21 protein-coding genes are annotated in these 25,932 nt (G+C 61.6%); 11 read left to right on the plus strand and 10 right to left on the minus strand.

All coding sequences use genetic code 11. The features are described 5' to 3' along the window. A partial coding sequence (locus tag VFU66_RS00005; RefSeq protein WP_326444167.1) for a DUF885 domain-containing protein occupies nucleotides 1-1,598 on the plus strand: 1,598 nt, incomplete at its 5' end. A 6-nt stretch (nucleotides 1,599-1,604) separates the two neighbouring features. Here VFU66_RS00005 and ribD read toward each other — a convergent pair. Further along, on the minus strand, nucleotides 1,605-2,747 hold the full coding sequence (ribD, locus tag VFU66_RS00010; protein ID WP_326444168.1) for a bifunctional diaminohydroxyphosphoribosylaminopyrimidine deaminase/5-amino-6-(5-phosphoribosylamino)uracil reductase RibD: 1,143 nt from the start codon (nucleotides 2,745-2,747) through the stop codon (nucleotides 1,605-1,607). 37 nt (nucleotides 2,748-2,784) lie between these two features. Between ribD and VFU66_RS00015 the strand changes: the two genes are divergently transcribed. The 4 genes from VFU66_RS00015 to VFU66_RS00030 are packed head-to-tail and all read left to right on the plus strand — an operon-like array spanning nucleotide 2,785 to nucleotide 5,675. Then, a complete protein-coding gene (locus tag VFU66_RS00015; protein ID WP_326444169.1) occupies nucleotides 2,785-3,030 on the plus strand; it encodes a hypothetical protein in 246 nt (81 codons plus the stop codon). 12 nt (nucleotides 3,031-3,042) lie between these two features. Further along, on the plus strand, nucleotides 3,043-4,044 hold the full coding sequence (gene ftsY, locus VFU66_RS00020; RefSeq protein ID WP_326444170.1) for a signal recognition particle-docking protein FtsY: 1,002 nt from the start codon (nucleotides 3,043-3,045) through the stop codon (nucleotides 4,042-4,044). Nucleotides 4,045-4,074: 30 nt separating this feature from the next. Next, nucleotides 4,075-4,686, plus strand: a complete 612-nt coding sequence (plsY, locus tag VFU66_RS00025; RefSeq protein WP_326444171.1) for a glycerol-3-phosphate 1-O-acyltransferase PlsY — start codon at nucleotides 4,075-4,077, stop codon at nucleotides 4,684-4,686. After that, the gene (locus VFU66_RS00030) at nucleotides 4,683-5,675 is read left to right on the plus strand and encodes an NAD(P)H-dependent glycerol-3-phosphate dehydrogenase (protein ID WP_326444172.1); all 993 of its coding nucleotides are present in this window, start codon (nucleotides 4,683-4,685) and stop codon (nucleotides 5,673-5,675) included. Before plsY ends, VFU66_RS00030 begins: the two co-directional genes overlap by 4 nt. Nucleotides 5,676-5,703: 28 nt before the next feature. Here VFU66_RS00030 and obgE read toward each other — a convergent pair whose 3' ends face one another. After that, nucleotides 5,704-6,804, minus strand: a complete 1,101-nt coding sequence (gene obgE / locus VFU66_RS00035; protein WP_326444173.1) for a GTPase ObgE — start codon at nucleotides 6,802-6,804, stop codon at nucleotides 5,704-5,706. 260 nt (nucleotides 6,805-7,064) lie between these two features. On the opposite strand from obgE, the gene VFU66_RS00040 reads away from it, so the two are divergent. From VFU66_RS00040 to VFU66_RS00055, 4 genes are all read left to right on the plus strand, one after another. Beyond that, nucleotides 7,065-10,442, plus strand: coding sequence for a TonB-dependent receptor (locus tag VFU66_RS00040; RefSeq protein ID WP_326444174.1), 3,378 nt, complete (start codon nucleotides 7,065-7,067; stop codon nucleotides 10,440-10,442). A 271-nt stretch (nucleotides 10,443-10,713) separates the two neighbouring features. Next, nucleotides 10,714-14,010: a TonB-dependent receptor gene (locus tag VFU66_RS00045; RefSeq protein ID WP_414649351.1), complete on the plus strand. Its 3,297-nt coding sequence runs from the start codon at nucleotides 10,714-10,716 to the stop codon at nucleotides 14,008-14,010. Between the two features lie 40 nt (nucleotides 14,011-14,050). After that, the gene (gene mnmG / locus VFU66_RS00050; protein ID WP_326444176.1) at nucleotides 14,051-16,099 is read left to right on the plus strand and encodes a tRNA uridine-5-carboxymethylaminomethyl(34) synthesis enzyme MnmG; all 2,049 of its coding nucleotides are present in this window, start codon (nucleotides 14,051-14,053) and stop codon (nucleotides 16,097-16,099) included. Between the two features lie 96 nt (nucleotides 16,100-16,195). Next, nucleotides 16,196-17,242, plus strand: a complete 1,047-nt coding sequence (locus tag VFU66_RS00055) for a glycosyl hydrolase family 18 protein (protein WP_326444177.1) — start codon at nucleotides 16,196-16,198, stop codon at nucleotides 17,240-17,242. Nucleotides 17,243-17,318: 76 nt separating this feature from the next. On the opposite strand, the gene VFU66_RS00060 is transcribed toward VFU66_RS00055, so the two are convergent. After that, nucleotides 17,319-18,074: an NF038132 family protein gene (locus VFU66_RS00060; RefSeq protein ID WP_326444178.1), complete on the minus strand. Its 756-nt coding sequence runs from the start codon at nucleotides 18,072-18,074 to the stop codon at nucleotides 17,319-17,321. A 306-nt stretch (nucleotides 18,075-18,380) separates the two neighbouring features. Between VFU66_RS00060 and VFU66_RS00065 the strand changes: the two genes are divergently transcribed. Beyond that, nucleotides 18,381-18,560 (plus strand): hypothetical protein, encoded by a 180-nt coding sequence (locus tag VFU66_RS00065; protein WP_326444179.1) that lies wholly within the window; start codon nucleotides 18,381-18,383, stop codon nucleotides 18,558-18,560. A 184-nt stretch (nucleotides 18,561-18,744) separates the two neighbouring features. Here VFU66_RS00065 and VFU66_RS00070 read toward each other — a convergent pair whose 3' ends face one another. Further along, nucleotides 18,745-20,109, minus strand: a complete 1,365-nt coding sequence (locus VFU66_RS00070; RefSeq protein WP_326444180.1) for a TCR/Tet family MFS transporter — start codon at nucleotides 20,107-20,109, stop codon at nucleotides 18,745-18,747. A gap of 272 nt (nucleotides 20,110-20,381) precedes the next feature. Further along, nucleotides 20,382-20,912, minus strand: a complete 531-nt coding sequence (locus tag VFU66_RS00075) for a YceI family protein (protein ID WP_326444181.1) — start codon at nucleotides 20,910-20,912, stop codon at nucleotides 20,382-20,384. An 82-nt stretch (nucleotides 20,913-20,994) separates the two neighbouring features. Here VFU66_RS00075 and tgt point away from each other — a divergent pair, with 82 nt between their 5' ends. Further along, entirely contained in the window at nucleotides 20,995-22,116 is a 1,122-nt protein-coding gene (gene tgt / locus VFU66_RS00080; RefSeq protein ID WP_326444182.1) for a tRNA guanosine(34) transglycosylase Tgt, read from the plus strand. 230 nt (nucleotides 22,117-22,346) lie between these two features. Here tgt and VFU66_RS00085 read toward each other — a convergent pair whose 3' ends face one another. From VFU66_RS00085 to VFU66_RS00105, 5 genes are all read right to left on the minus strand, one after another. Further along, the gene (locus VFU66_RS00085) at nucleotides 22,347-23,798 is read right to left on the minus strand and encodes a radical SAM protein (RefSeq protein ID WP_326444183.1); all 1,452 of its coding nucleotides are present in this window, start codon (nucleotides 23,796-23,798) and stop codon (nucleotides 22,347-22,349) included. 8 nt (nucleotides 23,799-23,806) lie between these two features. Beyond that, nucleotides 23,807-24,040 carry a hypothetical protein gene (locus VFU66_RS00090; protein WP_326444184.1) on the minus strand — a complete coding sequence of 78 codons (234 nt, stop codon included), beginning with the start codon at nucleotides 24,038-24,040 and terminating at the stop codon, nucleotides 23,807-23,809. Next, nucleotides 24,037-24,321, minus strand: coding sequence for a hypothetical protein (locus tag VFU66_RS00095; protein WP_326444185.1), 285 nt, complete (start codon nucleotides 24,319-24,321; stop codon nucleotides 24,037-24,039). The genes VFU66_RS00090 and VFU66_RS00095 overlap by 4 nt, the downstream gene beginning before the upstream one ends. Next, a complete protein-coding gene (locus tag VFU66_RS00100; protein WP_326444186.1) occupies nucleotides 24,284-25,021 on the minus strand; it encodes a prolipoprotein diacylglyceryl transferase in 738 nt (245 codons plus the stop codon). The genes VFU66_RS00095 and VFU66_RS00100 overlap by 38 nt, the downstream gene beginning before the upstream one ends. A gap of 168 nt (nucleotides 25,022-25,189) precedes the next feature. Further along, nucleotides 25,190-25,932, minus strand: a 743-nt coding sequence (locus VFU66_RS00105) for a hypothetical protein (RefSeq protein WP_326444187.1), incomplete at its 5' end; no start/stop codon positions are given.

Genomic DNA, 25,932 nt, shown 5'->3' on the forward strand with positions numbered 1-25,932 from the left:
CGCAGCTTGAGGATTACTCCGCTGCCGGCATTCAGCGCGAGATTGCTGCGCTGCACGACTTCGAGAAGAAGGTCGAGGCCATCGACCCGACCGCGCTCGATGCGCCCGTGGCGGCCGATCGTGACATCCTGCTCAACAACATCAAATCGCAGTTGCTCACGCTTGAGGTCATCCGCCCGTGGGAGAAGAACCCGGACAGCTACTCCACCGGCGTGACGAACTCGATCTTCACCATCATGGAGCGGCCCTACGCGCCGGTGAACATTCGCTTCCGCGCCGCCATCGAGCGCGAGAAGAAGATTCCGCAGGCGCTCGAAGAGGCGCGTAGGAACCTGAAGAATCCGCCGCGCATCTTCACCGAGATTGCGCTCGAACAGGTTGGCGACGACATCAGCTTCTTCCAGCACGATGTTCCCGAAGCCTTCGCCGACGCGACTGATCCGGGCGACAAGGCTGCCTTCGCTACCGCAAACGCCGCTGTGATTGCCGCGCTTCAATCCTACGAGGCGTGGATGAAGACTGACCTGCTCGCGCGCTCGAACGGCGACTTCCGCCTGGGCGCGGACACGTTCCGCAAGAAGCTCAGTTACGACGAGATGGTCGATCTTCCGCTCGACCGACTGCTGCAGATTGCCTTCGACGATCTGCACAAGAACCAGGCCGAGTTTGCGCGGGTGGCGAAAGAGGTTGATCCCACGAAGACGCCGCAGCAGGTGCTGGCGGAGCTGGCGGCGATTCATCCCGCGCCGGACAAGCTGCTTGGCGCGTTTCAGGACACCTTCAACTCGCTCATCAGCTTTATCGACACACATCACATCATCACGATCCCGTCGAAGGTCGAGCCGACGCTGGAAGAGACGCCGCCCTTCATGCGCGCGACGACGTTCGCGTCGATGGACCCTCCGGGCCCGTTCGAGACCGGCTCGAACAAGGCGTACTTCAACGTAACGCTGCCGGAGAAGGGCTGGACCGCGCAGCACATTGCCGAGCACATGGCGGAGTTCAATGTGGGCACCGTCATCTCGACCAGCGTGCACGAGGCGTACCCGGGTCACTATGTGCAGTTCCTCTGGATGCCGGAGTTTCCCTCGAAGATTCGCAAGCTGCTCGGTGCAAACACGAACATCGAAGGCTGGGCGCACTACTGCGAGCAGATGATGCTGGACGAGGGCTACGATGCGCCGCCGCCCAACGCTACGGCTGAACAGGTGCGCGAATCGCGCCTCATCCGGCTTGGCCAGTTGCAGGATGCGTTGCTGCGCGACGCACGCTTCGTCAACGCCATCAAGCTGCATACAGGCGAGGGCGAACCCGGCGGCAAGTGGACGCTGGAGCAGGCGGAGGACTTCTTCGTCCAGCAGGGTTATCAGTCGCGCGCGGCGGCGGTGGTCGAGACGAAGCGCGGCACGTCGGACCCGACGTATCTTTACTACACGCTCGGCAAGTTGGAGATTATGAAGTTGCGCACGGATCTCGAGAAGAAAGAAGGCCCTGCCTTTAATCTCGAACAGTTCCACGACGACTTCATGCGGCAGGGCTTTGCGCCGATCAAGATCATCCGCAGGGCGATGTTGCACAATGATTCGCCGGTGCTGTGAGACTGCTCACGGCCACGGGCTGTGCAGGTAGCCAGTAGTACAGGTGTCCTGCCCATACTGGGTGCGGGTAGTGCGGGTGAGGCGCTGCTCGATGCTTTGCGGAGTGATCTCTTCGGCGAAAGGGACGGAGCCAGGGCCTAGTTCGGTTGTGGATCGAAAGAGGATGACTTTCCCAACGAGGTCTTCGCGGAGGAAGGCCGCGTTCAGGTGCGTGCCCGCTTCGAGCAGGATGCTGAGGATGTCGCGCGCGGCGAGCGTCCGGAGGATTTCTTGCAGGTTGAGGTGGCCTGTGTCTGCGGAGATGACTGCGACCTCGGCTCCGGCCTCGCGGAGTTTGCGAATTTCTTCAGGACGCGCGGCGGATGAGGTAAGGATGAGGACATCGTGCATGGCTGTGGCGATGAGTTGCGAGCCGGGCGGAGTGCGAAGCTGCGTGTCGAGCACGACGCGGACAAGCGGGCGGCGGCGCGGGAGGCCGATGCGGTCGGTGAGCGCGGGGTCGTCGGCAAGGATGGTGCCGATGCCGGTAAGGATAGCGTCGGAGGCGTGGCGGAGGCGCTGGACCTCGGCGCGGGACTCGGGGCCGGTGATCCAGTGGGGCTCTGCGGCGGCGCGCGCGACGGGCGGGGGCGCGAGGTAGCCGTCGGCGGAGAGCGCGGCCTTGAGCGTGACGAAGGGTGTGCGGTGCTGAATGAAATGGGCGAAGGCGTCGTTGAGTTCGCGGGCGGGCTGCGCGAGGATGCCGGTGGCGACTTCGATGCCTGCGGCGCGGAGCTTTGCGAGGCCTTGGCCGCTGACGAGCGGGTTGGGGTCTTCCGTGGCGACGACCACGCGGCGGATGCCTCTGGCGATGAGTGCGTCGGCGCAGGGGCCGGTGCGTCCATGATGGGCGCAGGGTTCGAGCGTGACGTAGGCAGTCGCACCGCGCACGGCTTCGCCAGCTTGTTTGAGCGCGACGATCTCGGCGTGGTCACAGGCAGCGTAGCGGTGCGCACCTTCGGCGATAATACTGCCGTTACGGACAAGGACACAGCCTACCTGCGGGTTCGGGCTGGCAAGGGCGGCTGTCTCCTGTGCCAGTGCGAGCGCACGCTGCATGAACCGCTCGTCTTCGTTTTCAATAGTTTCAGCGATGGATGAACTCGTCACGACGTCGGGGCCTCTGGTTAAGTCCTACACTTAAGATATGACGGAACCGCATTCGCCCACGCCGCCGGAGACGCGCAACTCCGGCCCATCGTTTTTTCTGATTGTCGTCATCATCGCGGTCTTCTTTCTCTTCGTCTTCATTATCTCGGTGCTTCTGCTGCCGGACAAGGGGAGACGGTTGCTGCGGCTTACGCAGGCTAATCCGGTGACGGAGACCGTGGCGTGCGGGCCGCCTGCTCCACGAGCGTTGCTGCGTAGCCTCGACCAGCCGCGCATCCGCTAAACTGGGAATAGTATGGCCTTTTCCCTCTTCGGCAAGCGCGACAAAACCGAGACCTCAGAAGCCTCCGTCCAGCCTGTAGCCACCGAACCAGCCGAGCAGAAGCGCGGCTTCTTCGACCGGATGAAGCAGGCGGTGACGCGCACGCGCGAGTCGCTCACCGAGTCGATCAGCTCCGTCATCGCTTTAACGCGCGAGGTGGACGAGTCCACCTTTACCGGGCTTGAGCCTGTGCTGCTGCGCGCCGACCTGGGCGCTCCTACGACGGCCATCGTGCTCGAAAACCTGAGACAGCGCGCACTGCGCACCGGCATCGCAGGCGGCGATGAGCTGAAGCATCTTCTCAAGGCTGAGCTGAGGCAGATCCTCGACGGCGTGCAGCGGCCCATCCAGCATCCCCAGGCTCCGCCCGAGGTCATCATGATGGTCGGGGTCAATGGCACCGGCAAGACGACCACGACCGGCAAACTGGCCGCGATGTTTTCCGCCGAAGGCAAGAGCGTGCTGCTGTGCGCCGCCGACACGTTTCGCGCGGCGGCGATTGAGCAGCTCGAAGTCTGGGCGCAGAGGTCCGAGGTTCCTCTTATCAAAACAAAGCAGGGCGGCGATCCTTCAGCCGCGCTCTACGACGCGCTGGTTGCCGCAAAGGCACGAGGCACGCAGGTCCTCATTGCGGATACGGCAGGCCGTCTGCACACCAAGAGCGACCTGATGAAGGAGCTGGACAAGATGCGCCGCACGGCCGAAAAGCTGGTGCCCGGCGCGCCGCACCAGACGCTGCTGGTGATGGACGCGACGACGGGACAGAACGGACTGGAACAGGCGCGGCTCTTTACCGAGGCCGCCCGCGTCACCGGCATTGTGTTGACCAAGCTCGACGGCACAGCTAAGGGCGGCATCGTGCTGGCCATTGCCACCGAGCTGAAGCTGCCGGTGGTCTACGCCGGAGTCGGCGAAAAGATCGACGATATTATCCCCTTCGACAGTGCGGCGTTTGTCGAGTCGCTCATCGACTGACATGCGCTTGCTACACTCATCGAGACGCCCATGAACGCCTGGCTCATCTCCATTCCGCTCGCCTATCTGCTTGGCTCCATTCCCTTCGGCTATCTGCTGGTCAGGATCTTCCGCAAGCAGGACATCCGCGCCACCGGCAGCGGCAACATCGGCGCGACCAACGTTGTCCGTTCCGGGGCTAAGGGGCTGGGTATTGCCACGCTCCTGCTGGATTGCGGCAAGGCATTTGCCGCGGTGAAGATTGCGCAGCACCTTGCTCCGGGCAACTATGACCTCGCCGTGGCCGCGGCGGTCGCGGCCATCCTCGGGCATGTTTTCCCGGTCTGGCTGGGCTTTCGCGGCGGCAAGGGGGTGGCCAGCGCACTGGGGGTCTTTCTGGCGCTCTCGTGGCCTGCGGGGTTGATTGTCTTCGGCGTCTTCATCGTGATCTTTGCCATCTCGCGCTATGTGTCGCTGGCGTCGATCATCGCTTCGGCGCTGCTGCCTCCGGTGGCACTTTACTTTATTCATCAGCGAACGCCCGGCCTGATTGCGGGCCTCATCTTCATTCCGCTGCTCATTATCGTGAAGCACTATGCGAACATCCGCCGCTTACTTGCGGGCACGGAGAACCGCTTCGGCACGAAGAAGGCGGCTGCATGAGCCGCATTGCGATTCTCGGCGCGGGCGCCTGGGGTACGGCGCTGGCACTCTCGCTGGCGCGACGCGGCGGACACGAACTTGTGCTCTGGTCGCACTCGGCGCCGCTGTCCGAGCAGCTTAACGACACGGGCGAAAACCTGCCCTACCTGCCCGGTTTCACGCTGCCTGCCGATATCCTCGTCACCTGCGACTTGCCGCGCGCCATCTTCGAGGCCGACATCCTGCTCTGTGTGACGCCCTCGCAGCACCTGCGCGGCGTAGTGGCGCACATCGCGCCGCTGCTGACGCGCAACCAGATTGTTCTGAGCGCAAGCAAGGGCATTGAAGAGCATAGTTTTCTGCGCATGTCGCAGGTTATCGCGTCGGTTGCGTCGAACCCGGTCGCGGTGCTGAGCGGGCCGTCGTTTGCGCAGGAAGTCGCGGCGGGAAGCCCGACCGCCATCGTCGCCGCCGCGCACGATGCGCACCTGGCGCAGCGCATCCAGCGAGAGTTCACTTCACCCACGCTGCGTGTCTACACCAACGACGATGTTGCCGGAGTAGAGCTGGGCGGCGCGCTCAAGAACGTTATTGCGCTGGCCTCGGGCGTCGTGCATGGACTGAATCTCGGGCACAACTCGGCAGCGGCGCTCATCACGCGCGGCATCGCGGAGATGACCCGCCTCGCGGTTGCTTGCGGCGCGCGCCGACAGACGCTGGCAGGATTGTCCGGCATCGGCGACCTGGTGCTCACTTGCACGGGGCCGCTCTCGCGCAACCGCGCCGTTGGTATCGAACTGGGACGTGGGCGGCAGCTTCCGGAGATTCTCGCCGGCCTGCACGGCAAGGTGGCCGAAGGCGTTCGCACCACGACCGCTGCGCTTGGACTTGCCGCGCGCTATGGCGTCGAGATGCCCATCACCGAGCAGATGGACGCGATCCTGCACCATAATAAGAACCCCAAAGAGGCGATCCGGGATTTGATGTCGCGACCAGGGCGGGATGAATAGCGCGGCTTTCGTTGCTTCGGCGTGATACTCAGCCGCGTCCGCGCGCCGAAGGTGCGGGTGGCGGGTAGTGCGGTTTGATCTTCGCAGGTGCAGCGGCGGGCGCATGCTTCAGGTCGATGGGGCGGTGCGTGGCGACCATCTCGGCAATCGCGTACTTTAGCTTCTCAATGCCTTCGCCGGTGACGGCGGAGATGGCGTAGAAGGGCAGCTTGCGGCGCTTGGCCATCGTGGTCAGCTTCTTAAGCTTCTCTGGATTCGCAACGTCGATTTTGGCGGCGACGAGGATGGTCGGCTTCTTTGCAAGCGCCGGGTCGAAGCTCTTCAACTCATTGGTAATGATCTTGAAGTCCTCAACCGGGTCAGGCCGGTCGGTGGCATCGGAGACATCGACCAGGTGGACGATGACGCTGGTGCGCTCGATGTGCTTGAGAAATTGGATGCCGAGGCCCGCGCCGAGGTGCGCGCCTTCGATGAGTCCAGGCAGGTCTGCGATGGTAAACGACTGGGTGTGGGGATACTCGCCCACCTGTACAACACCGAGGTTGGGAGCAAGCGTGGTGAAGGCGTAGTTGGCGATCTTGGGGCGGGCGGCGGAGAGACGCGAGATCAGCGTCGATTTGCCGACGTTGGGATAACCGACGAGTCCGGCGTCAGCCAGCAGCCGCAGTTCGAGCCTGTAGGCGCGCTCTTCGCCGGGGCGGCCCAGTTCGTGTTCGCGCGGGGCCTGGTGGGTGGGCGTGGCGAAGTGCTGATTGCCACGGCCGCCGCGTCCGCCTTTGGCGATGACGATGGTCTCGCCGGCGTGGGCGAAGTCGTGGACGAGCTCGCCTGTGGTGTCGTCGTAAAGCAGCGTGCCGACGGGGACTTCAAGCGTGGTGTGCTCGCCCGCCTGCCCGGAGCAGTTGGAGCCCAGGCCGTGACCGCCGCGTTCGGCCTTGTGCTCGGGGTTGAAGCGGAAGTGGACTAGCGTGTTGTGGCTGAGCGACGACGACATGCGGATGTCGCCGCCGTGTCCGCCATCGCCGCCCGAGGGGCCGCCCTTGGGAACGAATTTTTCGCGGCGGAAGGCCATGCAACCATTGCCGCCATCGCCGGCCTTCACCCGGATTCGTGCTTCGTCAATAAACATGGATACCCACTTTCCAGTGTACTAGGATGCGGAGTACACTCCTGGGCACAGTCATTTACCCGCGGCGCGCAGACCGTTTTTGTTGAGTACGGATAACGGCGACGATGCGGCGGGATGAAGCTGCGCAATGCCGTGATTCACGGAAGCGTAACCGCCCGTTCATGGCGGTACACCATCCTGAGAAACAAAATATGGCAAGACCGACAGGCGCGGACGAAACGCGAATCCGCCTGCGGATGTGGCTTTCAAGGAGACCTGAGATGCGAAAAGCAATGGCAATGGCGCTGTGGCTGCTTGCGGCGATGGTTCTGTCTGTGGTGCCTGCTCTTGCGCAGACGACGACGCAGGGCGCGGTTGTCGGCACGGTGTACGACATGACGGACGCGGTGGTGCCGGGAGCAACAGTGATCATTCAGAACACGGCCACCAATGCAGTCATCAAGGTGACGAGCGACACCGGGGGGCAATATCGCGCGCCACAGGTGCCGCCGGGGTCATACACGGTGATGGTGAGTGCCCCGGGGTTTTCCGCTCAGCGCACGGCCAACGTGACTGTCGAAGTGAACCTGGCGACGACGCTCGATGTGCATCTGAAGACCGGAGAGGCGAGTCAAACGGTCGAGGTAACGGCCGCAGCGCCGGTACTGAACTTTCAAGATGCCACCCTTGGCGGCCATCTTTCCAACGTCGAGATTGAAAGCATTCCGATCAACAATCGCCGCTGGTCTACGCTGGCCCTGCTGACGCCGGGCGCGACGGTGGACAACAACGGCTACGGCCTGATTCAGTTCCGCGCCATCAGCCCGCTGCTGAACAACGTCGAGATCGACGGCGCAGACGATAATCAGGCCTTCTACTCCGAGGAGCGCGGGCGCACACGCGAGGGCTACTCGACGTCGCAGGCGGCGATCCGCGAGTTCACGGTGAACTCGGGCGTGTACTCGGCTGAGTTCGGGCGCGCCGTTGGCGGCGTGATCAACTCCGTGACCAAGAGCGGCGGCAACCAGTTGCACGGAGACCTTTATTTCTACAATCGTGACAGCTCGCGGTCTGCCTATCAGTACGGGTCGACCATCCTCCGGTACGACTCCACCACGGGAAAATACTCGCAGGTTCCGTACAAGCCGACCAACAAGCGCAATCAGTACGGCTTCGGCGTTGGCGGTCCGCTCATCCAGAACAAGCTTTTCTGGTTCTACGCATTCGACATCTTCCACCAGAACTTCCCCGCCGTCTCGCGGGTGAACAATCCTTCCGCGTTCTTTACGGCTCCGGATGCGAGTCTGCCCAGCGGCCAGACCTGCAATTCCGCGACGGGCGCGATTACTGGAAGCGGCGCCAGCAGCATCGATCAGCAGGCTTGCCTGCTCGCTGCGCGACTGGGTGTGAGCTACAGCGTGGGTGCCGCGGACTATAACCAGCAACTCCAGAACATCCTTCCGAACATCGGCAATGTGCCGCGCTTCGGCAATCAGATGATCAACACGCCGAAGCTCGACTGGCAGATCAACGGCAAAAATCACCTGAGCGTTCTCTTTCACAGACTGCGGTGGGACTCGCCCGGCGGTGTGCAGACAAGCTCCTCGGCTGCCTATGCTATCGACTCCTTCGGCACGGACTTCGTGAAGCTGGACTACGGCCTGACCGAGTTGGAGAGCCTGATTGGCCGCTACAGCAACGAGCTGCGCTATCAGTACGGCCGCGAGTTGAACGACGAAGGCCGCCAGACGCCGAGCGCCTACACAAAGCAGTATCTAACTCCGAACAACTCGGGCGGCGTACCCGTAGCAGTCTCGCTCTATACAACCCAGGGGCTTACCGAGGGCACACCGTACTACAGCTTCCGCATGGCCTATCCCGACGAGCGCAAGTGGCAGATCGGCGATACCGCGGCGGCCATCTTCGGACAGCACAACATCAAGTTCGGTGTGGATCTCGTCCACAACTACGATCTACAGAACAACCTGTACCAGAGCAACGGCTCCTACAGTTACACCAGCAACATCGTGAATTACTTCAGCGACCTGATCGCCGGGCACGGCACCTGCAATACCGCGTTGAGCGGCAAAGGCACGAATCCCTGCTACAACAGTTACAGCCAAGGCTTCGGACCGACCACCCTCGAACTCAGCACGATGGACTATGGCTTCTTCGTGCAGGACGACTGGAAGCCCTTCCCGCGCCTCACCGTCAACCTCGGCGTCCGCTATGACTACGAGCGCATTCCAGGGCCGTTCACAGCCTTCGCTAACGCAACCGCCTTTCCGCAGTCAGCCTTCACGCCAAGCGATAAAAACAACTTCGGCCCGCGCGTCGGCTTTGCGTGGGACCCGTTTGGTCTTGGCAAGACGGTCGTGCGCGGTGGCGTCGGCATGTATTACGGTCGCATCTGGAACGCGATGATTCTGAACGCTCGCGCACTGACCGGCTCACCTAAGGCTCAACTCGCCGCCAGCTTCACCAACAGCACCGTGGGCGCACCGACCTTCCCGAATATCGCCACGGTCGTTCCCTCGTCGGCCTCTAATGCCCTGAGCGTGCAGTATCTTGATCCGCACCTACAGAACCCCATGACCTACCAGTTCGACATGGTTGTCCAGCAAGACCTTGGCTCAGGACTCGTGCTTTCAGTCAGCTACATCGGCGCGCTTGGCCGCGAGCTGCCCAATTACATGAACCTGAACCTTGACCCGACGAAGACCTATACCAACAGCTACGTCATCACGCCTGTAGCCAATACCACCAACTGCGGACCTCTGGCCTGTGGCACGGTGTTGACCAGCAAGGTGTACTCCACGCGCACCCAGAACCTCAACTGTGGAGCGGGACCGGGTTGCGCGGGTACTTACCTGGCGAACACGCTCAATCCCTCGTTCAACGCAGTCACGGACGTGATTAGCAACATCAACTCCAGCTACAACGGCCTGACGGCGGAGATCCAGAAGCGCGCCAACAAGCTCTTCACCTTCGATGTGAACTACACCTGGTCGCACGCGCTCGACTTCAACCAGAGCGCAGTGACCCAGGCCAGCACCAACAACTGGTACGATCCCTACGGCAACGCGCGCGCCAACTACGGCAACTCCGACTTCAATGTTCCGCAAAAGCTGGTTGCGTGGGCCATCTTCAACATCCCAGGTACGCATGGAGATGGTGCTATGAAGTGGCTAACGAATGGCTGGTCGCTGAAGCCGCTGCTGCAAACGCAGAGCGGGCGTACGTACAGCCTTACGGTTGGCGGCTCGATAGCCAACCAGTGCTACTACGCGATCGGGTGCCTGGAAGCAGCCGGATCTGGCCTGAGCGGAACCGGTGTTACCTACATTCCGCAGATCGGACGCGATACCTACACTTACCCGGTTCCGGTGCAGGCTGACCTGCGCGCGGAAAAAGACTTCACTTTTGCCGAGCGCTATCACCTGCAACTGATCGGAGAGTCATTCAACTTGCCGAATCACCTGAACGTAACCGGCGTGACCACGCAGGGTTACTCGAGCTCGATCTCGCAGGGCTCGCCCACACAGGCCCCGACGGGAAAGCTGACCTACCAGACGGCGTTCAGGTCGCTCACCAATGCAAATTCGAACTATGCCTTCAGCCCGCGCCAGGTGCAGTTGGCGCTGCGGTTGCAGTTTTAGGTTAACCAGAGCTGATGTGCTTTGGGGCGGCGGCTTCGGCTGCCGCCTTTTTCTGGCTTTCATAATTTGATGAAGTCCGATACTCTCGGGCTGATCCCTTTCTTGTTCTGGCGCTGGGCCGGGGTATCCGTAGCCGCGATGTCTCGCCGTTGTCGACGGGCATTGGCTGCATCACTTCCCGTAGCCGCCGCAAGGGTGTGGAGCGTTGCGGGGAGTGTGCATGGTTGCTTGGCTGAGACGCGCGAGAATTCGCACCGCTGTGTTGAAGGTTGTGTGTTTTTTGGCGCTGGGTTGTTTCGCTGTGGTGGGCGCGTGGGGACAGACTTCAACCGACGGGGCCATCGGCGGTTTTGTCGTCGATCCGGGCGGCGCCGCTCTGAAGAGTGCAACCGTTCAGGCAAGCAATGCTGCAACCGGCTTCAAGATCAATACGACGACCGGCGCGAACGGAGGATTTCTCCTGGCGCGCCTTCCTGCCGGAGTCTACAAGGTAACGGTCGTGTGTCCGCGCTTCGAGCGTCTGGTGATGAGCGGCGTTACGGTCGAAGTGGGCGGTGTGACTCCGCTTAGCGCGCGCATGAAGCTGGGCAACGTGTCAACTTCGGTTACGGTGACGGCCACGCCAGAGGTTTCGGCCACGGGCGTCGCCAGTACCATGACGGCGGACGAGATCGACCGATTACCCATCGATGGACGACGCTGGCAAACCTTCGCTCTGCTGACCCCGACGGCGAACGCCGATCCAGACGCAGACGGCCTGCTGAGCTTTCGCGGGCTGCCTGTGACGCAGAACAGCGTGCGTATCGACGGCGCGGATGCCGACCAGGGCTTTGGCAGCGTTCCGCTGGGTGCGGGAAGCGAGAGTGACCCGGAGGACGAACGCGACTCCAATCGTGCAGGCTTTGCGTCAGGCTACGGACGTCATTCCGGTGCAGCCTATACGTTTTCCATGGAGGCGGTGCGCGAGTTCCGTGTGAGCGGGCAGAACTACTCCGCGCTCTATGGACACGCTGCGGGCGGTGTTGTGACGACGATCTCGAAGAGCGGCACGAACGCGCTGCACGGATCGGCGTTCTATCTGTTGCGTGATAGTGCGCTCAACGCAGCAAATCCGTATTCGGTGGCTACGCGCTACACGAACGGCGCGGTGACAAGCAGCGTAGTCAAGCCGCACGATATCAGGCAGCAGTATGGCGGCAGCATCGGCGGCCCGGCGGTACGAGACAGACTCTTCTACTTCTATGCGTTTGACCAGCAGCGGCGCGGGTTTCCGGTGGTGTCGTCTCCGCTCGATCCGAACTTTTATTCACTGACCGAGACGCAGACGGCGCTGCTGGCCACGCGCGGTGTGAGTACGGTCAAGGTGAACGCGGCGCTCAGCTATCTGGACAGCCTGACCGGCACGACAGCGCGGCGCTGGGACCAGACCATCCACTTCGGCAAGCTCGACTGGAAGGTCACGGAGAATCAGCGCATAAGCGTGCAGTACAACCATGCGCGGTCGAGCGCGCCGGGTGGAGCGCGGTCCGCACCGGTAGTCGGCTATGGTGTCGGCAGCCTGGGCAGTAGCTACGCGCATGTGGACGCGCTCGCGGGGCGATGGCTGTGGACGCCCTCCTCCATGATGAGCAATGAGGTGCGTGCGCAATTCGCGCGCGACTTCCAGTTCGAGACTGCGCAGAAGCCGCTCGCGCAGGAGCCCGCCGTCGGGCCGGGTGGTTATGCGCCCGAAGTGGCGATCGGTCCTGAAGGGCTGACATTCGGCACTCCATCATCGCTTGGGCGCAAGGCTTACCCTGACGAGCGCAAGGTGCAGTTGGCCGATCTCGTGACATGGGTGCGCGGACGCCACCAGCTCCAGGCCGGTGCGGATGTGAGTTTGGTACACGACCGCATCGACGCGCTGACGAACGCTGAAGGCACGTTTCGCTACGACAGCGGCACGACCGGCGGCCATGCGGGCGGGCTGGTGGACTGGATTACCGACTATGCCTTCAATGTGAATGCGTATCCGAACGGCGGCTGCCCGTCGATCACGTCGCCGGTGCATCTGTTCTGCTTTCGTTCGTTCTCACAGAGCTTCGGCGGGCGGGCGGTCGCGTTCGACACACAGGAGTGGGCGGGGTACATCGAAGACATGTGGAGTCTGCGGCTTGGGCTGACAGTCCACGCTGGAGTGCGCTACGAGTACGAACTGCTGCCGCTGCCCCAGCAGCCGAACCTGGCGCTCGACGCAGTCTTCGGGAGCGCAGGCGCGACGAGCATCTTTCCCGAAGACCGCAACAACTTCGGCCCGCGCGTAGGCGTGGCGTGGGAACCGTTTGGCGAAGGACGCGGCGTGGTGCACATAGGATACGGACTTTTCTATGGGCGTTTGCCTGGAGCCACGGTGAGAAAAGCGCTCATCGATACGGCGTTGCCATCTTCAGCAACGCACGTGCGCATCACGCCTGCTACCGTAACCAACTGCCCGCAGATGGCGAATCAAGGATTCGGCTATGCGTGTTCGTTTGTGACTGCGCCGCCAGCGGCTGTTGCGGCGACGACCTCGGCGATGGTGTTTGATCGCCGCTTCCGCCTGCCCGCAGTCCAGCAAGGTAGCGTTGCGGTGGAGCGCGCGGTTGGTGCGGGCATGGTCGCGAGTGCGACGTATCTCGTGAACCTTGACCGCCAACTGCTCAACTCGACCGACATCAACATCGCGCCTTCGACTGATCTGAAGACATTTCAAATCGAGGGCGGCACAGGCATCGCAGGCGTGCATGATGAAGAGAAATTTGTTGTGCCCGCATATACGCAGCGCGTAGACGCCAACTTCGGGCCAGTCACCGACATCGTCTCGAACACCAACGCGAGCTACAACGCGCTGGTGGTCGCGGTGCGGCGGCGCAGTCGCAGCGGCCTGGAGTTTCGTGCGAGCTGGACCTGGTCGAAGGCCATCGACTTCGGTCAGAGTGGTGCGATTCCTCGACAAAACGCGCAGTTCGACCCGTTTGACGTGCGCTACGATAAAGGATTATCGGCGCTGAACCATCCGCAGAAGATCGTGGCGAGCGCAGTGTGGCAGCCAAGGCTCTCGACCGAAAGCGCCTGGTTGCGGCGAGCCGCGAGCGGCTGGCTCATTGCGCCGCTCTTCAGCGCAGCGAGCGGACGGCCCTACAGCTACAACATCCTCGGCGGCACGCGACTCACGGGTGGGCACGAGAGCATCAACGGCGCAGGCGGCGCAGTGTATCTGCCCACGGTGGGCCGCGACACGCTGCGGCTACCCTTCGCCTACGTGCTCGATTTGCGGGTCAGCCGCGCGGTGCGCATTTCGGAACGGGTGCGCGTGCAGGCAATCGCCGAGGCATTCAATCTGACCAACCATGTGAATCCGTCGTCAGTCATGCAGCGCGCATTTCTGGTCGGCAAATCTGCAAACGGCGTAACTCCGCTGTTGTTTCAAAACGCGGCGACAGTTGCCGCCGAGGGACTGAACGTCTACCCGTTCGGCACAGTGACGAGCGCCGACGCAACCGGAGCCCGGGAGCGTCGCCTGCAGCTTGGTTTGCGGATGGAGTTCTGAGACAACCCCGCAATCGCCGCCGAGAGCTTAAAATAGCCATGTGAGCTTTACCGAACAGTACGATGTGGCGGTCGTGGGCGCGGGCCATGCCGGGTGCGAGGCAGCGATGGCCGCGGCGCGTATGGGTCTGCGCACGGCGCTGTTTACCCTGAACCTCGATCTGATCGCCCAGATGAGCTGCAATCCCGCGATCGGCGGCATTGCCAAAGGACACCTGGTGCGCGAGGTCGATGCGCTGGGTGGCGTGATGGGCGAGGTCGCCGACGCCTGCGGTATTCAGTTCCGGCTGCTCAACACGTCGCGCGGACCTGCGGTGTGGTCGCCGCGCGCGCAGTGCGACAAGGCACTCTATCGCGTGAAGATGCGCGAGGTGCTCGAAGGACAGCGAAACCTCTTCATCAAGCAAGCCGAAGTCATCGATCTAATCGTAGAAGAACTACAGGGGTCTCTCCACTCCTCGACGGACGGTGAAGATGTCCGTCGCTCCGGTCGAGATGACGTTTCCCTACGAGTTGTGCGCGGGTTGAAGCTGCGCGACGGGCGCGTGGTTCATGCAGCGGCCACTGTCGTGACGACAGGTACGTTTCTGAACGGCCTGATTCATTGCGGCGAGCAGCAGTACACGGCTGGGCGTAGCGGCGAGCCCGCCAGCGTTCTGTTGGGCGAGAGTCTGAAGAAGCTGGGCCTGCGCGAGTGCCGCCTGAAGACCGGCACGCCGCCGCGTCTCGACGGACGCACCATAGATTGGAGCAAGTTCGAGGAGCAGCCCGGCGATGCCGATCCAACGCCGTTCAGCTTCCGCACCAAACAGATTCCGCTGCGCCAGATCGTCTGCCACATCGCCCACACCACCGACGAGACGCTGCGGCTCATCCGAGAGAACGTACATCGTTCGCCCATGTATACCGGCCAGATTGCGGCTATCGGCCCGCGCTACTGCCCGTCCATCGAAGACAAGATCGTGCGCTTTCCCGAGAAGACACGCCACCAATTTTTCCTCGAGCCCGAGGGCCTGAACACGCACGAGGTCTACATCAACGGTATGAGCACCAGCCTGCCCATGGAGGTGCAGGCGGCGATGGTCCACTCCATCCCCGGCCTCGAAAATGCAGAGATGCTGCGTCCCGGCTATGCGATTGAGTACGACGCCATCGACCCGACCGAGCTTGACCGCACGCTCGGCGTGAAGTCGATCGAAGGACTCTTTCTCGCCGGCCAGATCAACGGCACCAGCGGCTACGAAGAGGCCGCCTGTCAGGGCCTGATGGCGGGCATCAACGCGGCACTCGCGGTGAAGGGTGAACCGCCGTTCACGCTCGACCGCACCGAAGGCTATACCGGCATCCTGATCGACGACCTCATCAGCAAGGGCACCAACGAGCCGTACCGCATGTTCACCTCGCGCGCGGAGTTTCGTCTGCATCTGCGCATTGACAACGCCGACCGAAGGCTGACGCCGCACGGCCGCAGGCTCGGGCTCATCGACGATGCCGCGTGGGCCGACTACGAGGCCAAGCAGACCCGCGCCATCGCGTTCGAGAAACTGCTTGGCACTGCGCGCGTGCGCATAGAAGAGCTTCCTGTCGCACTGATAGAAAAACTGCGGGGTGACATCGCCGGAGCGAACGGCCAAAGCTTCGCGCAGTTCCTGAAGCGTCCTGAACTGACCGTCGAAGAACTGGCCCCGGTATTGCATCAACGACTCACAAGTGAACCCACGCTTGCCCCGTGGGTGTCCGCCATGCACGGCGCCGGCAGCGCGCGCCTGCCCGCCTGGGTGCGCAACGAAATGAAGACCGTCGAGACGGAGATCAAGTACGCCGGATACCTCGATCAGCAGCGCCGCTCCATCGAGAAGATGCGCCGCGCCGAAGAGAAGGCGATTCCCGCGTGGTTCAACTATGCAGCGGTCAGCGGGCTTTCCACCGAGATGAAGCAGGTGCTCTCTCGCGTGCGTCCGCAGACGCTCGGGCAGGCCAGCCGCATCGCCGGAGTCACGCCTGCGGCCATCAGCTTGATACACGTCTACATCGAGATTCAGGGCCAGCAGATGCCGCTCCGGAGTTCGACGAACGAACGTGCTTCATAACGCCAGACCTAAAGAGCGGAAGCATCTCCAATCTCGGCACCGCGCATCGCGACGTAGTATCGTCAAGGCGTTTGCTCTACAAGGAGAAGCGTTGCGATGAAACGGATCGTGTGTTTTGCCGTTCTTGTTATTACCGGAGTTTTTGCCTCCGCGCAGACCCAGCCGGTTGCGCTTTTCTACATGACGGAGTCGCCCGGTTCGGTGCGGTCGTTTCTCGCACACTCGAAAAAGATCGGCCTGCTGGTGCCGACGTGGTATTCGGTCGATGCAAACGGCCTCGTCTCCGGCGAACCGAACCCGCTGGTGCTCAAGACAGCAGCGAAGGAGCACCTGCCTGTGATGCCGATCATCGCTAACGAGGGCAAGGACTCGCTGCATCAACTGATGAACAACGATCCTGCTGTACGGACGATGGCCGCCTCGCTCGTCCGCGAGTCGAAAGAGCATGGCTACGTTGGCATTCAGCTCGACTTTGAAGACATCGCCTGGACCGACCGTGACGCACTCTCTGCAATGGTGAAGACGGTCGCCGCTGCCATGCATGCCGCAGGACTCAAGCTGACCATTGCCACCGTGCCGAACGCTCCCGCGCCAATGGGTAAAGGTAGCGAGGCGAAATGGATGTACACCGACTGGCGCGGCGCCTATGACCTGAAGGCGCTTGGCGAGTCCGTCGATTTCATCTCGCTGATGACCTATGACCAGCACAGCCGCTGGACGCCTCCCGGCCCTGTCGCGGGCTGGGACTGGACGATACACAACCTCGGCGATGCGCTCCGGTACGTGCCGAAGGAGAAGCTCTCGCTTGGCATTCCCTTGTATGGATACCACTGGTTCGCCGGGCCTCCCATCATGGTGGACAAGGTGGCGAGGCCCAACAGCACCGCAGCATCCATCAGCGTTCCCGACGCTCTGCTGCTGGCCCAGGAGTATGGAGCAACTCCGCAATGGGACGCGGAGGACCATACCGCATGGTTTTACTTTTACCGCGACTCCGACCGCGAGTGGGTGTACTACCCGGACGCGCGCAGCTTCCGCGACCGTTACAAGTTGACGCAGGAGCGCGGCTTGCAGGGCTTCAGTTCGTGGGTGCTCGGGCAGGAGGACCCCGCCGTCTGGGATGTTCTTCCAGACAGAAAATAACCGTGCAATCTACGCGGCAAAAAGAGGAAGCAGGGTATCTGCTTCCCCGTATGCCGAACGCTGCAAGTGGCTTCGATCAGAGGCTGAACTTCCGCTTGGCCGCGCCCGCCAGACCAATCAGGCCCGAGCCGAAGAGCACCAGCGTGGAAGGTTCAGGCACGGACGACGGCGGAGTAATCGGAACGCCGCCCACGGTGACGCCATCGAGCGCGAGACCGGAGTCGAATTCTGTATCGTTCCAGTTGGTGACGCCGACTTCCAGATAATAGTTGCCGGTCGTGCCAATGGTGTAGCTGGAGCCAACCCAGCCGGTGTAGCCGCAGCCTTGGTCGGGAGCGATAAAGCATGTTCCCGATGAGCCGCCAAGCGGAGACCACGTGCTCATGCCCTGAATGATTGGAACGGAAGGCGGAGTGAGGGTCGCATTCGGTGCCGGCATTCCGCTTCCGGGAACGATGGTGCCGGTCACTTTGGTGCGCGCCGTGAACAGCAGCGCAGCCGGAGTGTTGTCGGCGTTGAAGAGCTCAGCCCAGGCGTAGTCGGCGAAACCTTGGCCGTCCGAGGTGACGTAGTTGAAGTAAAAGTTGAGATTAGTTCCGGCGGTTGCCGAAAAGACACTGGTGGCCAGCGTGGAGCCGTTGGTCTCGGTGCCGCCGCCAACAGGGCCGCTGGGCAGCACAGCCGTGCTGGATGAGCCGTTGGTGGAGACATACTGGTAAGAGCTGTTGCCGGTGGGCGAGAGCGTAACGACGCCGTTGGCCCCCAGAGAGCCGCAGGTACCGTTGCAGGTCCATCCCGAGGGGATGGGATCGGCTAAGGTAGTGGACGTCATACCAAAAGCGATCATGCCCAAAAGCGCTGCCGAAGCCGCTGCGGACTTAAGTAGTTGAATTTTCATAAAGAACACCTTTTGGCGATTTTGAACTACACGGCCTGTTTGCTGACCCGGAAAAACTCTGCGCCTTACGGGAGGTGAACCCAAAGCATTTCTTCGTCAGTGCTAAAGCATGTTGATTGCCATGACGAGTGCACATGGATCGAGAGTTAGGACGCGAAACAGCATACAGAGCGCAATTCTTTGCATGACGGAAGATAAATTTTGTGATGTGTGCATAAAATTCCAGCAAACAGACACAGGGTGTTCACTGTTGTTGACGGTTTCGCGTTCGGCGTAGTGTTCTTCGCTCTATGCTCCATTGCCGGCGAACACGCCAACGACCACACGGTCATTGGTTCGCTGGCCATCGCGCTGGGCGGCACAGAGGCGGAAAACCGCTCCCTTACATGGTCCGCAAAGCGAGAAGATGCCTCCACATAAAGGTGGAGAAAATCATCAGACTTTGTGGCCATGACAGAGAATCGTCAGCCACATATGCTGGTTCTCAAGTTCAAGTACGTTGCTTCCAAGGGGCGCCTGCTGGCGCCCTTCTTTTTTATCTGAGATCACTCTGACGCTCGGCAACATGCTGCGCTCCGCAAGACCCCCCTCTTGAGACACGCTGTTACTCAGAAGCCGGAACGCTGGCTACAGCTTCACGCTTCCGGGAGATCGAGACCTGGGCGAGCACCAGAGCCGACAGCAACATCGCTGCTGCTGTGTAAAACGGCATTCCGGGCGAATGGACGATGGCCCTGACTCCGATCGACCTGCTGAAGATATAGGTAAACAATCCAGGTCCGGCGAGACCGGCAATGCCGCGCAGGCTGTTGATCGCTCCCTGTAACTGACCCTGCTCGGCGGGCCCGGTCTTGCGCGAAAGGATGCCCTGAATCGAAGGCCACGTCAGCGACATGAGATTGAGCAGCGGAATGCCGCACCAGAAGATGAGGCCGGTCTTCGAGAGCCCGAACATCGCGTAGCCGATAGCTCCGCCGATCAGCCCAATCGTTACCGTGCGTAGCTCGCCGACCCGCGCAATCGTCGGCTTCACCAGCAGCCCGCCATAAAGCGCGCTGCATATCCCGATGACCGCAAGCGAGAGCCCGACGGTGCGGTTGGTCCATCCGTAGCGATAGTCCGCGTAGATGACATAGACGTTCATCAGCGACTGTTGCGCCACATAGCCCAGCAGCAGCACACTCGAAAGCATCAGCATGGAGTGGCGGCGCAACAGGCTGAGCGAGCCTACAGGGTTTGCTCGGCCCCACGAAAATGTCATGCGATTTTCTCGCGCCAGCGACTCAGGCAGCACGAAGATGCCGTATAGTCCGTTCACAAGACTCAGGCATCCGGCAACCCAGAACGGTAGGCGCGGATTGACGTTACCGAGGATGCCGCCCACCGCCGGGCCCAGCACGAAGCCGAGGCCGAACGCCGCGCTCAACATGCCGAATGCGGCGGCGCGGCGTTCGCGTGGTGTTACGTCCGCCATGTACGCCATCGCGGTAGGAATGCTCGACGAAGTGAGCCCGGAGATGACGCGGCCCAGAAAGAGCCAGTTCAGCGCCGGGGCCCAGGCCATCAGCAGATAGTCGAAGCCGAGACCGAAGTTCGAGAGCAGCACGATAGGCCGTCGCCCGTAGCGGTCCGAGAGCGAGCCGAGCACGGGCGAGAAGAAGAACTGCATCGCCGCGAAGACCGTGCCGAACCAGCCGAGCATCTCGGCAGCAGTCGAGGCGTTGCCGCCGAGAAAGCTCTCAATCAGGCGCGGCAGCACAGGCGCAATCATGCCGAGCGCAAGCATGTCGAGCGTGACCGTCAGGAAGATAAACGCCGCCGCCGCGCGACGCCGGTGGCGCGGAGCTACAGGCAGCGCAGTCTCATCATCGAGCGAAGCCGCGGACATCTCCGAAGGCGCAACGAACTCCGGCTCAGTCAGGAGCGGATTAGGCACCTGGTCCGGTGGGTTGTGGGACAGATCGGACATACAAACGGACGACAGAGCATCGCAACAAACCAGGCCCGGAACAGCAGAGGATTGAACGTTAGTTTACCCCGCCCCGCCGCGCAAAATTCACCCCGCCATTTCCATTTCGCATGTTTTTGTAATTCCATTCCGTAGCGCAGCGGAGGAATCCGCTCGTGTCTTCTCTTCAAGCCGCCACCACACGCTCGGATGCGCATCCATGAGCGGCCTCATGCGCATGGATGGGAAGGAACACGTTCCACGGTCGCGGTCTTATCGGTGCAAGCCGTGCGTCAGGCGCGCACCGCTTCCACATCGATGGTGATCTTTACCTCATCGCCAACCAGTACGCCGCCTGTCTCGAGCGCCGTATTCCAGGTCAGGCCGAAGTCCTTGCGGCTAAGACTGGTCTTGGCTGAAGCGCCGATACGCTGGTTCCCCCAGGGATCTTTGATCTCCGCCGTCGGGCCTTCCACTTCAAGCGTGATCGGTCGCGTAACACCGTGAATGGTCAGCTCGCCCGTCACCTCGCCGCCGCCCTTGTGTGCGGCAACCTTTGTGCTGCGGAAGGTGATGGTGGGGCACTTGTCGACGTCCAGAAAGTCGGCGCTCTTCAGGTGCGTGTCGCGCTGCGCATCGCGCGTATTGATGGAGGCGACCTCGATCGTTGCTTCGACGGAGGAACTCGTCGGATTCTCAGAGTCGAAGACGAGGTTGCCGGAGACGCTGGTAAACTCGCCGCGCACATTTGACACCATCATGTGGCGGACGCTGAAGTGGACTGAGCTGTGGACCGGGTCGATCTTATAGTTGATGGGCGGCATGGAAATCTCCTTGGACGGCAGTGATGATAGTAGCGGAAATTGCCCGCGGCGCTTTGAAGGCCCCGCTCTTTAGAATGGATGCATGATTTTCGAGTTGCGGTGCAAGGCGGCGGGCGGCGGGCGGCGCGGTATGCTCAAACTGCCTCACGGCACAGTCCAGACGCCGGTGTTCATGCCTGTGGGCACGGCGGCCAGCGTCAAGGCCGTCGAGCAAAGCGTGCTGGAGCGAATGGGCACAGACGGCGCGGGCGCGGAGATTATCCTCGCGAACACGTACCACCTCTACCTGCGGCCGGGTCACGAACTGATCGCGCGCCTGGGCGGCGTCCATCGCTTCATGGGCTGGCAGCGGCCTATGCTCACCGACTCGGGCGGCTTCCAGGTCTTCAGCCTCAGTAGTCTGCGCAAAGTCACACCGGATGGCGTCGAGTTTCGCTCGCATCTCGACGGCTCGAAGCACTTCTTCTCGCCCGAGCACTCAATGGACGTGCAGATTGCCCTCGGCGCTGACGTGATGATGGTCTTCGACGAGTGCGTCGAGCATCCGGCGACCTACGAGCGCACACGCGACTCGATGGCCCTGACCCACGCCTGGGCGCGGCGCTCACGCGATCACTTCGAGGCCAACAAGCACCGCGTGCCGTGGTTCGCCGAGCGCGACGGCCACGCGCAGAGCCTCTTCGGCATCGTGCAGGGCGGCATGTATGCGGACCTTCGCAAAGAGTCGGCCGAGCGGCTGGTGGAGCTGGACCTGCCCGGCTACGCCATCGGCGGCCTCGCTGTAGGCGAGCCGCGCGAAGTCACCCGCGAGATGATTGCGCGGACGCTCGAATGGCTGCCGAAGGACAAGCCGCGCTACGTGATGGGCGTCGGCTACCCGGACGAGATTGAAGAATACGCAAAGTTGGGCGTGGACATGATGGACTGCGTGCTGCCCACGCGCGCCGGTCGGCATGGACTGGTGTTCGCGCGCGCCGAAGATGGAAGCATCGTGCGCATGAACATCAAGCGCAAGGAGTACGCCGAAGACTCCGGACCAATCGACGCCGCATGCGGCTGCATGACCTGCGCCCGCTACTCCCGCGCCTACCTCCGCCACCTCTTCGTCGCCGGCGAGCCGCTGGCCCTGACGCTGAACTCCATCCACAATCTGCACTTTTATCTGGCCACGATGGAGCGGGTACGCGCGGAGCTTGCCGCTTAGACTCCGTTGCGGCCATCGGTGCCCCCTCCCCTACTTAAGTACTCAAAGTCCTTCAAACATTGGACTTAGGTCTGGACTACCTGCGCACGTTTCATGCCATTCCCTTCTTAAGTCGAAAAGCCCGGCGCGTCGCCGGGCTTCACTCTCTCCTGATTTAAGTTTACAGGGCGTGTCAAGAGATGGGCTGTGGACTTGAGGTTGAATTGCGCAAGGCTGCCGGAGGAATCCGGTCACATGTAGGGGAGCGCCAGATCGCGTAGTGGCTTCAAGCGGGTCTCTTCGAGCGTGTCGCGGTAGAACATGTTGTAGGTGTCGAAGGGAATCAGCCGCTGGCCGTCGGGGTGGGCGACGTGGATGCAGGTCTTCTTGATACTCCGCAGGTCGAAGGTCTGGGCGTCGATGAACTGGACGATAAGGATGCGGAAGAGATTTTCGTAGCCGAGATTTTTGGGGGCGAGGACCTGCGGCAGGCAGCAGAGCAGTTCACGCAGGGTGCTGGCCTGTGACTGCGGTGAGTGGTTGGTGGAGAAGAGCTTGAATATCTGGTGGCGGAGCGCGGGGTTCTGCTCGATGGACTCGCGGACGGCTGGATCCTGCTCGTAGATGATGGTGTTTCGTCCGCCGTTGATGAGCACATCGGGCGAGACCATACCGGTTAATGGGACGATGTTGTCGCCCAGCTTCATCGCGTAGGCCATGGCCAGCGAATCCGGATGGCATGGGACGGGAATGAGGTCTTCGGGCTTGAAGACCGAGGTCTGCGAAAGAATGCGGCGGCGGACTTCGGAGAGCGTGAGGCGATGAGCGGCGGAGTTGTAGTTGCCAAGGCGTCCTGCCTGCTGGACGGGCTGGAAGGTGATGCCGCGAACGCAGGGTTGTTTGAGCGCAAACTCGACGATGCTGCCCAACTCATCGTCGTTGACTCCACGTTCGACGGTGACTACCAGAGTAGTGGAGACGTTGAACTTGTTGAGGCGCTCCAACGCCTTTTCACGGATGCTGCGCAGGTCGGCTCCGCGAAGCTGCATGAGGGGGTCGCGGCGCAGCGAATCGAACTGGAGATAAAGCTCGAAGTTAGGCATATAGGTGGCGAGTCGCTCGGCAAAGGCCTCGTCCTGCGCGATGCGGATGCCGTTGGTGTTCACCATCAAGTGGCGGATGGGGCGGCGTTTTGCGGCGTCGAGGACATCGAAGAACTGCGGGTGGATGGTCGGCTCGCCGCCTGACACCTGAACGACATCCGGCTCGGCTTCGTTGGTGACGATGCAGTCCAACATGCGCTCAATCTGGTCGAGCGGTTTGAACTCTGTGCGGTGCGTGCCGGATTGTGCATAGCAGATGGGGCAGGAGAGGTTGCAGGCATCGTTGATCTCGAGTAGCGAGAGGCAGGAGTGCTGCTCGTGGTCAGGGCAGAGGCCGCAGTCGTAGGGACAGCCGTACTTGATGGGCGTGTTGTAGTGGCATGGCATTTCAGGCGGCTTGATGAAGACCTCGCGGCAGCGGCGGTAGTAGTCCACGTCGTCGGAGATGAGTACGCGCTCGAAGCCATGCTGTGGGCAGCGTTTGAGTATGAAGACGTTCGCGTCTTCGAAGACGAGCTTCGCGTCGATGCGTCGATAACAGGTGGTGCAGAGCGAGACGGCGGTGTCGTAGAAGAGGTAGGGGCGGATGCGGGCTGGCATGAGTGTCCTTAGTAATTGCGAATGGATCGAATGAAGGCCATTACTCCGACGACGAGCAGGCCGACGATGCAGACAGCCTCAACTGCTGCTGAGGCAGATGCGAGATAAACAAAGAAGCTTTTGTCGCCGCCGCTCGATAGCATGACGCTGCCAGTGCATAGACCGAAGACTAAGACACTTGCAATGGCGAAGATGGTTGCAAACTTTGCGAGACCTGTCTTGTTTTGCCTGGGCATCTTCATAAACCGAGTCCTCTTCCGACATCATCATCGCCGCCGAAGATTTCTATGCCAAAAACTATGGCTAACAGGGCAATCAGTGCGAGTGCGGAAAGAATAAAGAGCCATAGTCCAAGAAATGAGAGAAAGCCGTTGCTGGTGTGACCAGACTGCTCCATCTTCTTGTCGAAGCCACAGAGACCGAAAGCAAGAAGGACGCCGCCCGCAGATGCGGCAATCAGCTTCCAGAGTTTGATGAGGGTTTTCTTACGCTCTAACAGAAGGCACCTCAGTTCTTTCGGCAAGACGGTGAACTTGGCCGATTGCGAGTGCTGCGAGTCCTGCCGCGCACGCCCACTGGATGAGGTTGAGGCCATGGACCAAGGGTTGAGGCTTGATGAAGTCGATGAGGAAGCGCCACGAGAGGTAGGCAGCGAGGAAGATGCGGAAGGTCGAGCCTTCGCGGTGCGGGCGCTGGTTGTAGCGGTGGAGGATTGCCGCGAGGATGACGAGAAAGAGGATTTCGTAGAGCTGGGTGGGATGGCGCGGGATGCCGTCGCCGAAGTCGATGCCCCACGGAAGCGCGGTGGGTGTGCCATAGGTGTCGTCAGCGAGGCCGGCGAGCAGGCAGCCGATGCGGCCTACCGCGATGCCGATGCAGAGCGGAATAGCGAAGAGGTCTCCGGTGCGAACCGTGATGTGGCGAAGCCGCTTGGTCAGTTCGACGGCAAGCCAGCCTCCGAGCAAGCCGCCTACGATGGTCTTTCCACCGGGCAGAAGAAATAGTTGCCAGTAGAGGCCGGTCTGGGGCACCTGTTCGAGCACTCCGAGGATGCGGCTACCGACGAGCGCTCCGATGGCTGCGGTGGCGATGATGACCCATCGCTCGTCTTCTGCGAGAAGATCGCCACTGCGAGTACGCGCACGCCGATAGAACAGATAGCCAGTCAGATAGGCTAATGCTTCAAACAGTATGTGGAGCGCGGGATGGGGTTCCAGATGCACGCCGGATGAGTTTACATGAGCAGTACAAGCCACACGAGTCAGTTATCCAATGGGGTGGCGCATTTCCTGGTGCAAAGATCGTGAGCCATGAGAAGAACACAGGGATTCTTCACTTCGCTCAGTCAGAATGACACTGTGATTTTCGCTCATGGCAGGAAGTAACTAAATCTAAGCAGCGACTTGTCCGAACTGGCGTCTGAGCGTGACCAGCCAGTAAATCACCACGAAGATATAGATGACTGCTACCGCGTAGGACCACAGCTCGTAGGCGGCGGCGTTCTGGTGGAGCGCGGCGTAGGTGCGGCCGAAGCTGGCGGAGAGGTCGGCGATGCTGTAGAGGGCGAAGCCGGCGGCGATGTTCCGCGTGAGCGTGGCTGCGGTTGTCAGCGACCAGGCGAAGAGCAGCACCATCAGGAACGAGAAGAAGAGCTGCGCACGGTCGATGGGGATGGGCGCGTGCTCCGGCAAGAGCATCGTTGCGAGCGCCGTACACAGCACCGCGAGCGCCAGCAGGGCCACGGGCGCAAGGCCGTTGAGCAGCGTCTGCTCCGCGCGGCTGCGCGCGAGATGAACGGCGATCTCGATCGCCACGGCGGCTTCCACGACGAGCCCTGTGAGCTGGAGGCTGTCGTAGAGCGCGTGGTACGACACCACGTTCATGTGGTGGAAGATCGCGTACAGCAGCACCGAGCGCACAAGGTAGAACGCGATCAGCACGGTAAAGACCGGTGCGCGGCGGACGAGTCCCCTGCTGAACAGCGCAGCGATCAGCGCCAGTTGCAAGGCAATGCTGAGCGTCCACAGCAGCGTGTTGATGGTCGTCTGTGCAGGCAGAACGAAGCCTGCGAATGCGTGCATGGTGGCGGCCTGTGCGTTCAACGGCTCTCCCGGGAGCGAGTGCTCTGCAATAT

The sequence above is a fragment of the Edaphobacter sp. genome, assembly GCF_035763405.1.
GTDB lineage: Bacteria > Acidobacteriota > Terriglobia > Terriglobales > Acidobacteriaceae > Edaphobacter.

Coding starts and splice junctions, on each gene's coding strand:
- VFU66_RS00015 (WP_326444169.1), top strand. CDS start 2,785: ATGACGGAACCGCATTCGCCCACGCCGCCGGAGACGCGCAACTCCGGC.
- ftsY (WP_326444170.1), top strand. CDS start 3,043: ATGGCCTTTTCCCTCTTCGGCAAGCGCGACAAAACCGAGACCTCAGAA.
- plsY (WP_326444171.1), top strand. CDS start 4,075: ATGAACGCCTGGCTCATCTCCATTCCGCTCGCCTATCTGCTTGGCTCC.
- VFU66_RS00030 (WP_326444172.1), top strand. CDS start 4,683: ATGAGCCGCATTGCGATTCTCGGCGCGGGCGCCTGGGGTACGGCGCTG.
- obgE (WP_326444173.1), bottom strand. CDS start 6,804: ATGTTTATTGACGAAGCACGAATCCGGGTGAAGGCCGGCGATGGCGGC.
- VFU66_RS00040 (WP_326444174.1), top strand. CDS start 7,065: ATGCGAAAAGCAATGGCAATGGCGCTGTGGCTGCTTGCGGCGATGGTT.
- VFU66_RS00055 (WP_326444177.1), top strand. CDS start 16,196: ATGAAACGGATCGTGTGTTTTGCCGTTCTTGTTATTACCGGAGTTTTT.
- VFU66_RS00060 (WP_326444178.1), bottom strand. CDS start 18,074: ATGACGTCCACTACCTTAGCCGATCCCATCCCCTCGGGATGGACCTGC.
- VFU66_RS00070 (WP_326444180.1), bottom strand. CDS start 20,109: ATGTCCGATCTGTCCCACAACCCACCGGACCAGGTGCCTAATCCGCTC.
- VFU66_RS00075 (WP_326444181.1), bottom strand. CDS start 20,912: ATGCCGCCCATCAACTATAAGATCGACCCGGTCCACAGCTCAGTCCAC.
- tgt (WP_326444182.1), top strand. CDS start 20,995: ATGATTTTCGAGTTGCGGTGCAAGGCGGCGGGCGGCGGGCGGCGCGGT.
- VFU66_RS00085 (WP_326444183.1), bottom strand. CDS start 23,798: ATGCCAGCCCGCATCCGCCCCTACCTCTTCTACGACACCGCCGTCTCG.
- VFU66_RS00090 (WP_326444184.1), bottom strand. CDS start 24,040: ATGAAGATGCCCAGGCAAAACAAGACAGGTCTCGCAAAGTTTGCAACC.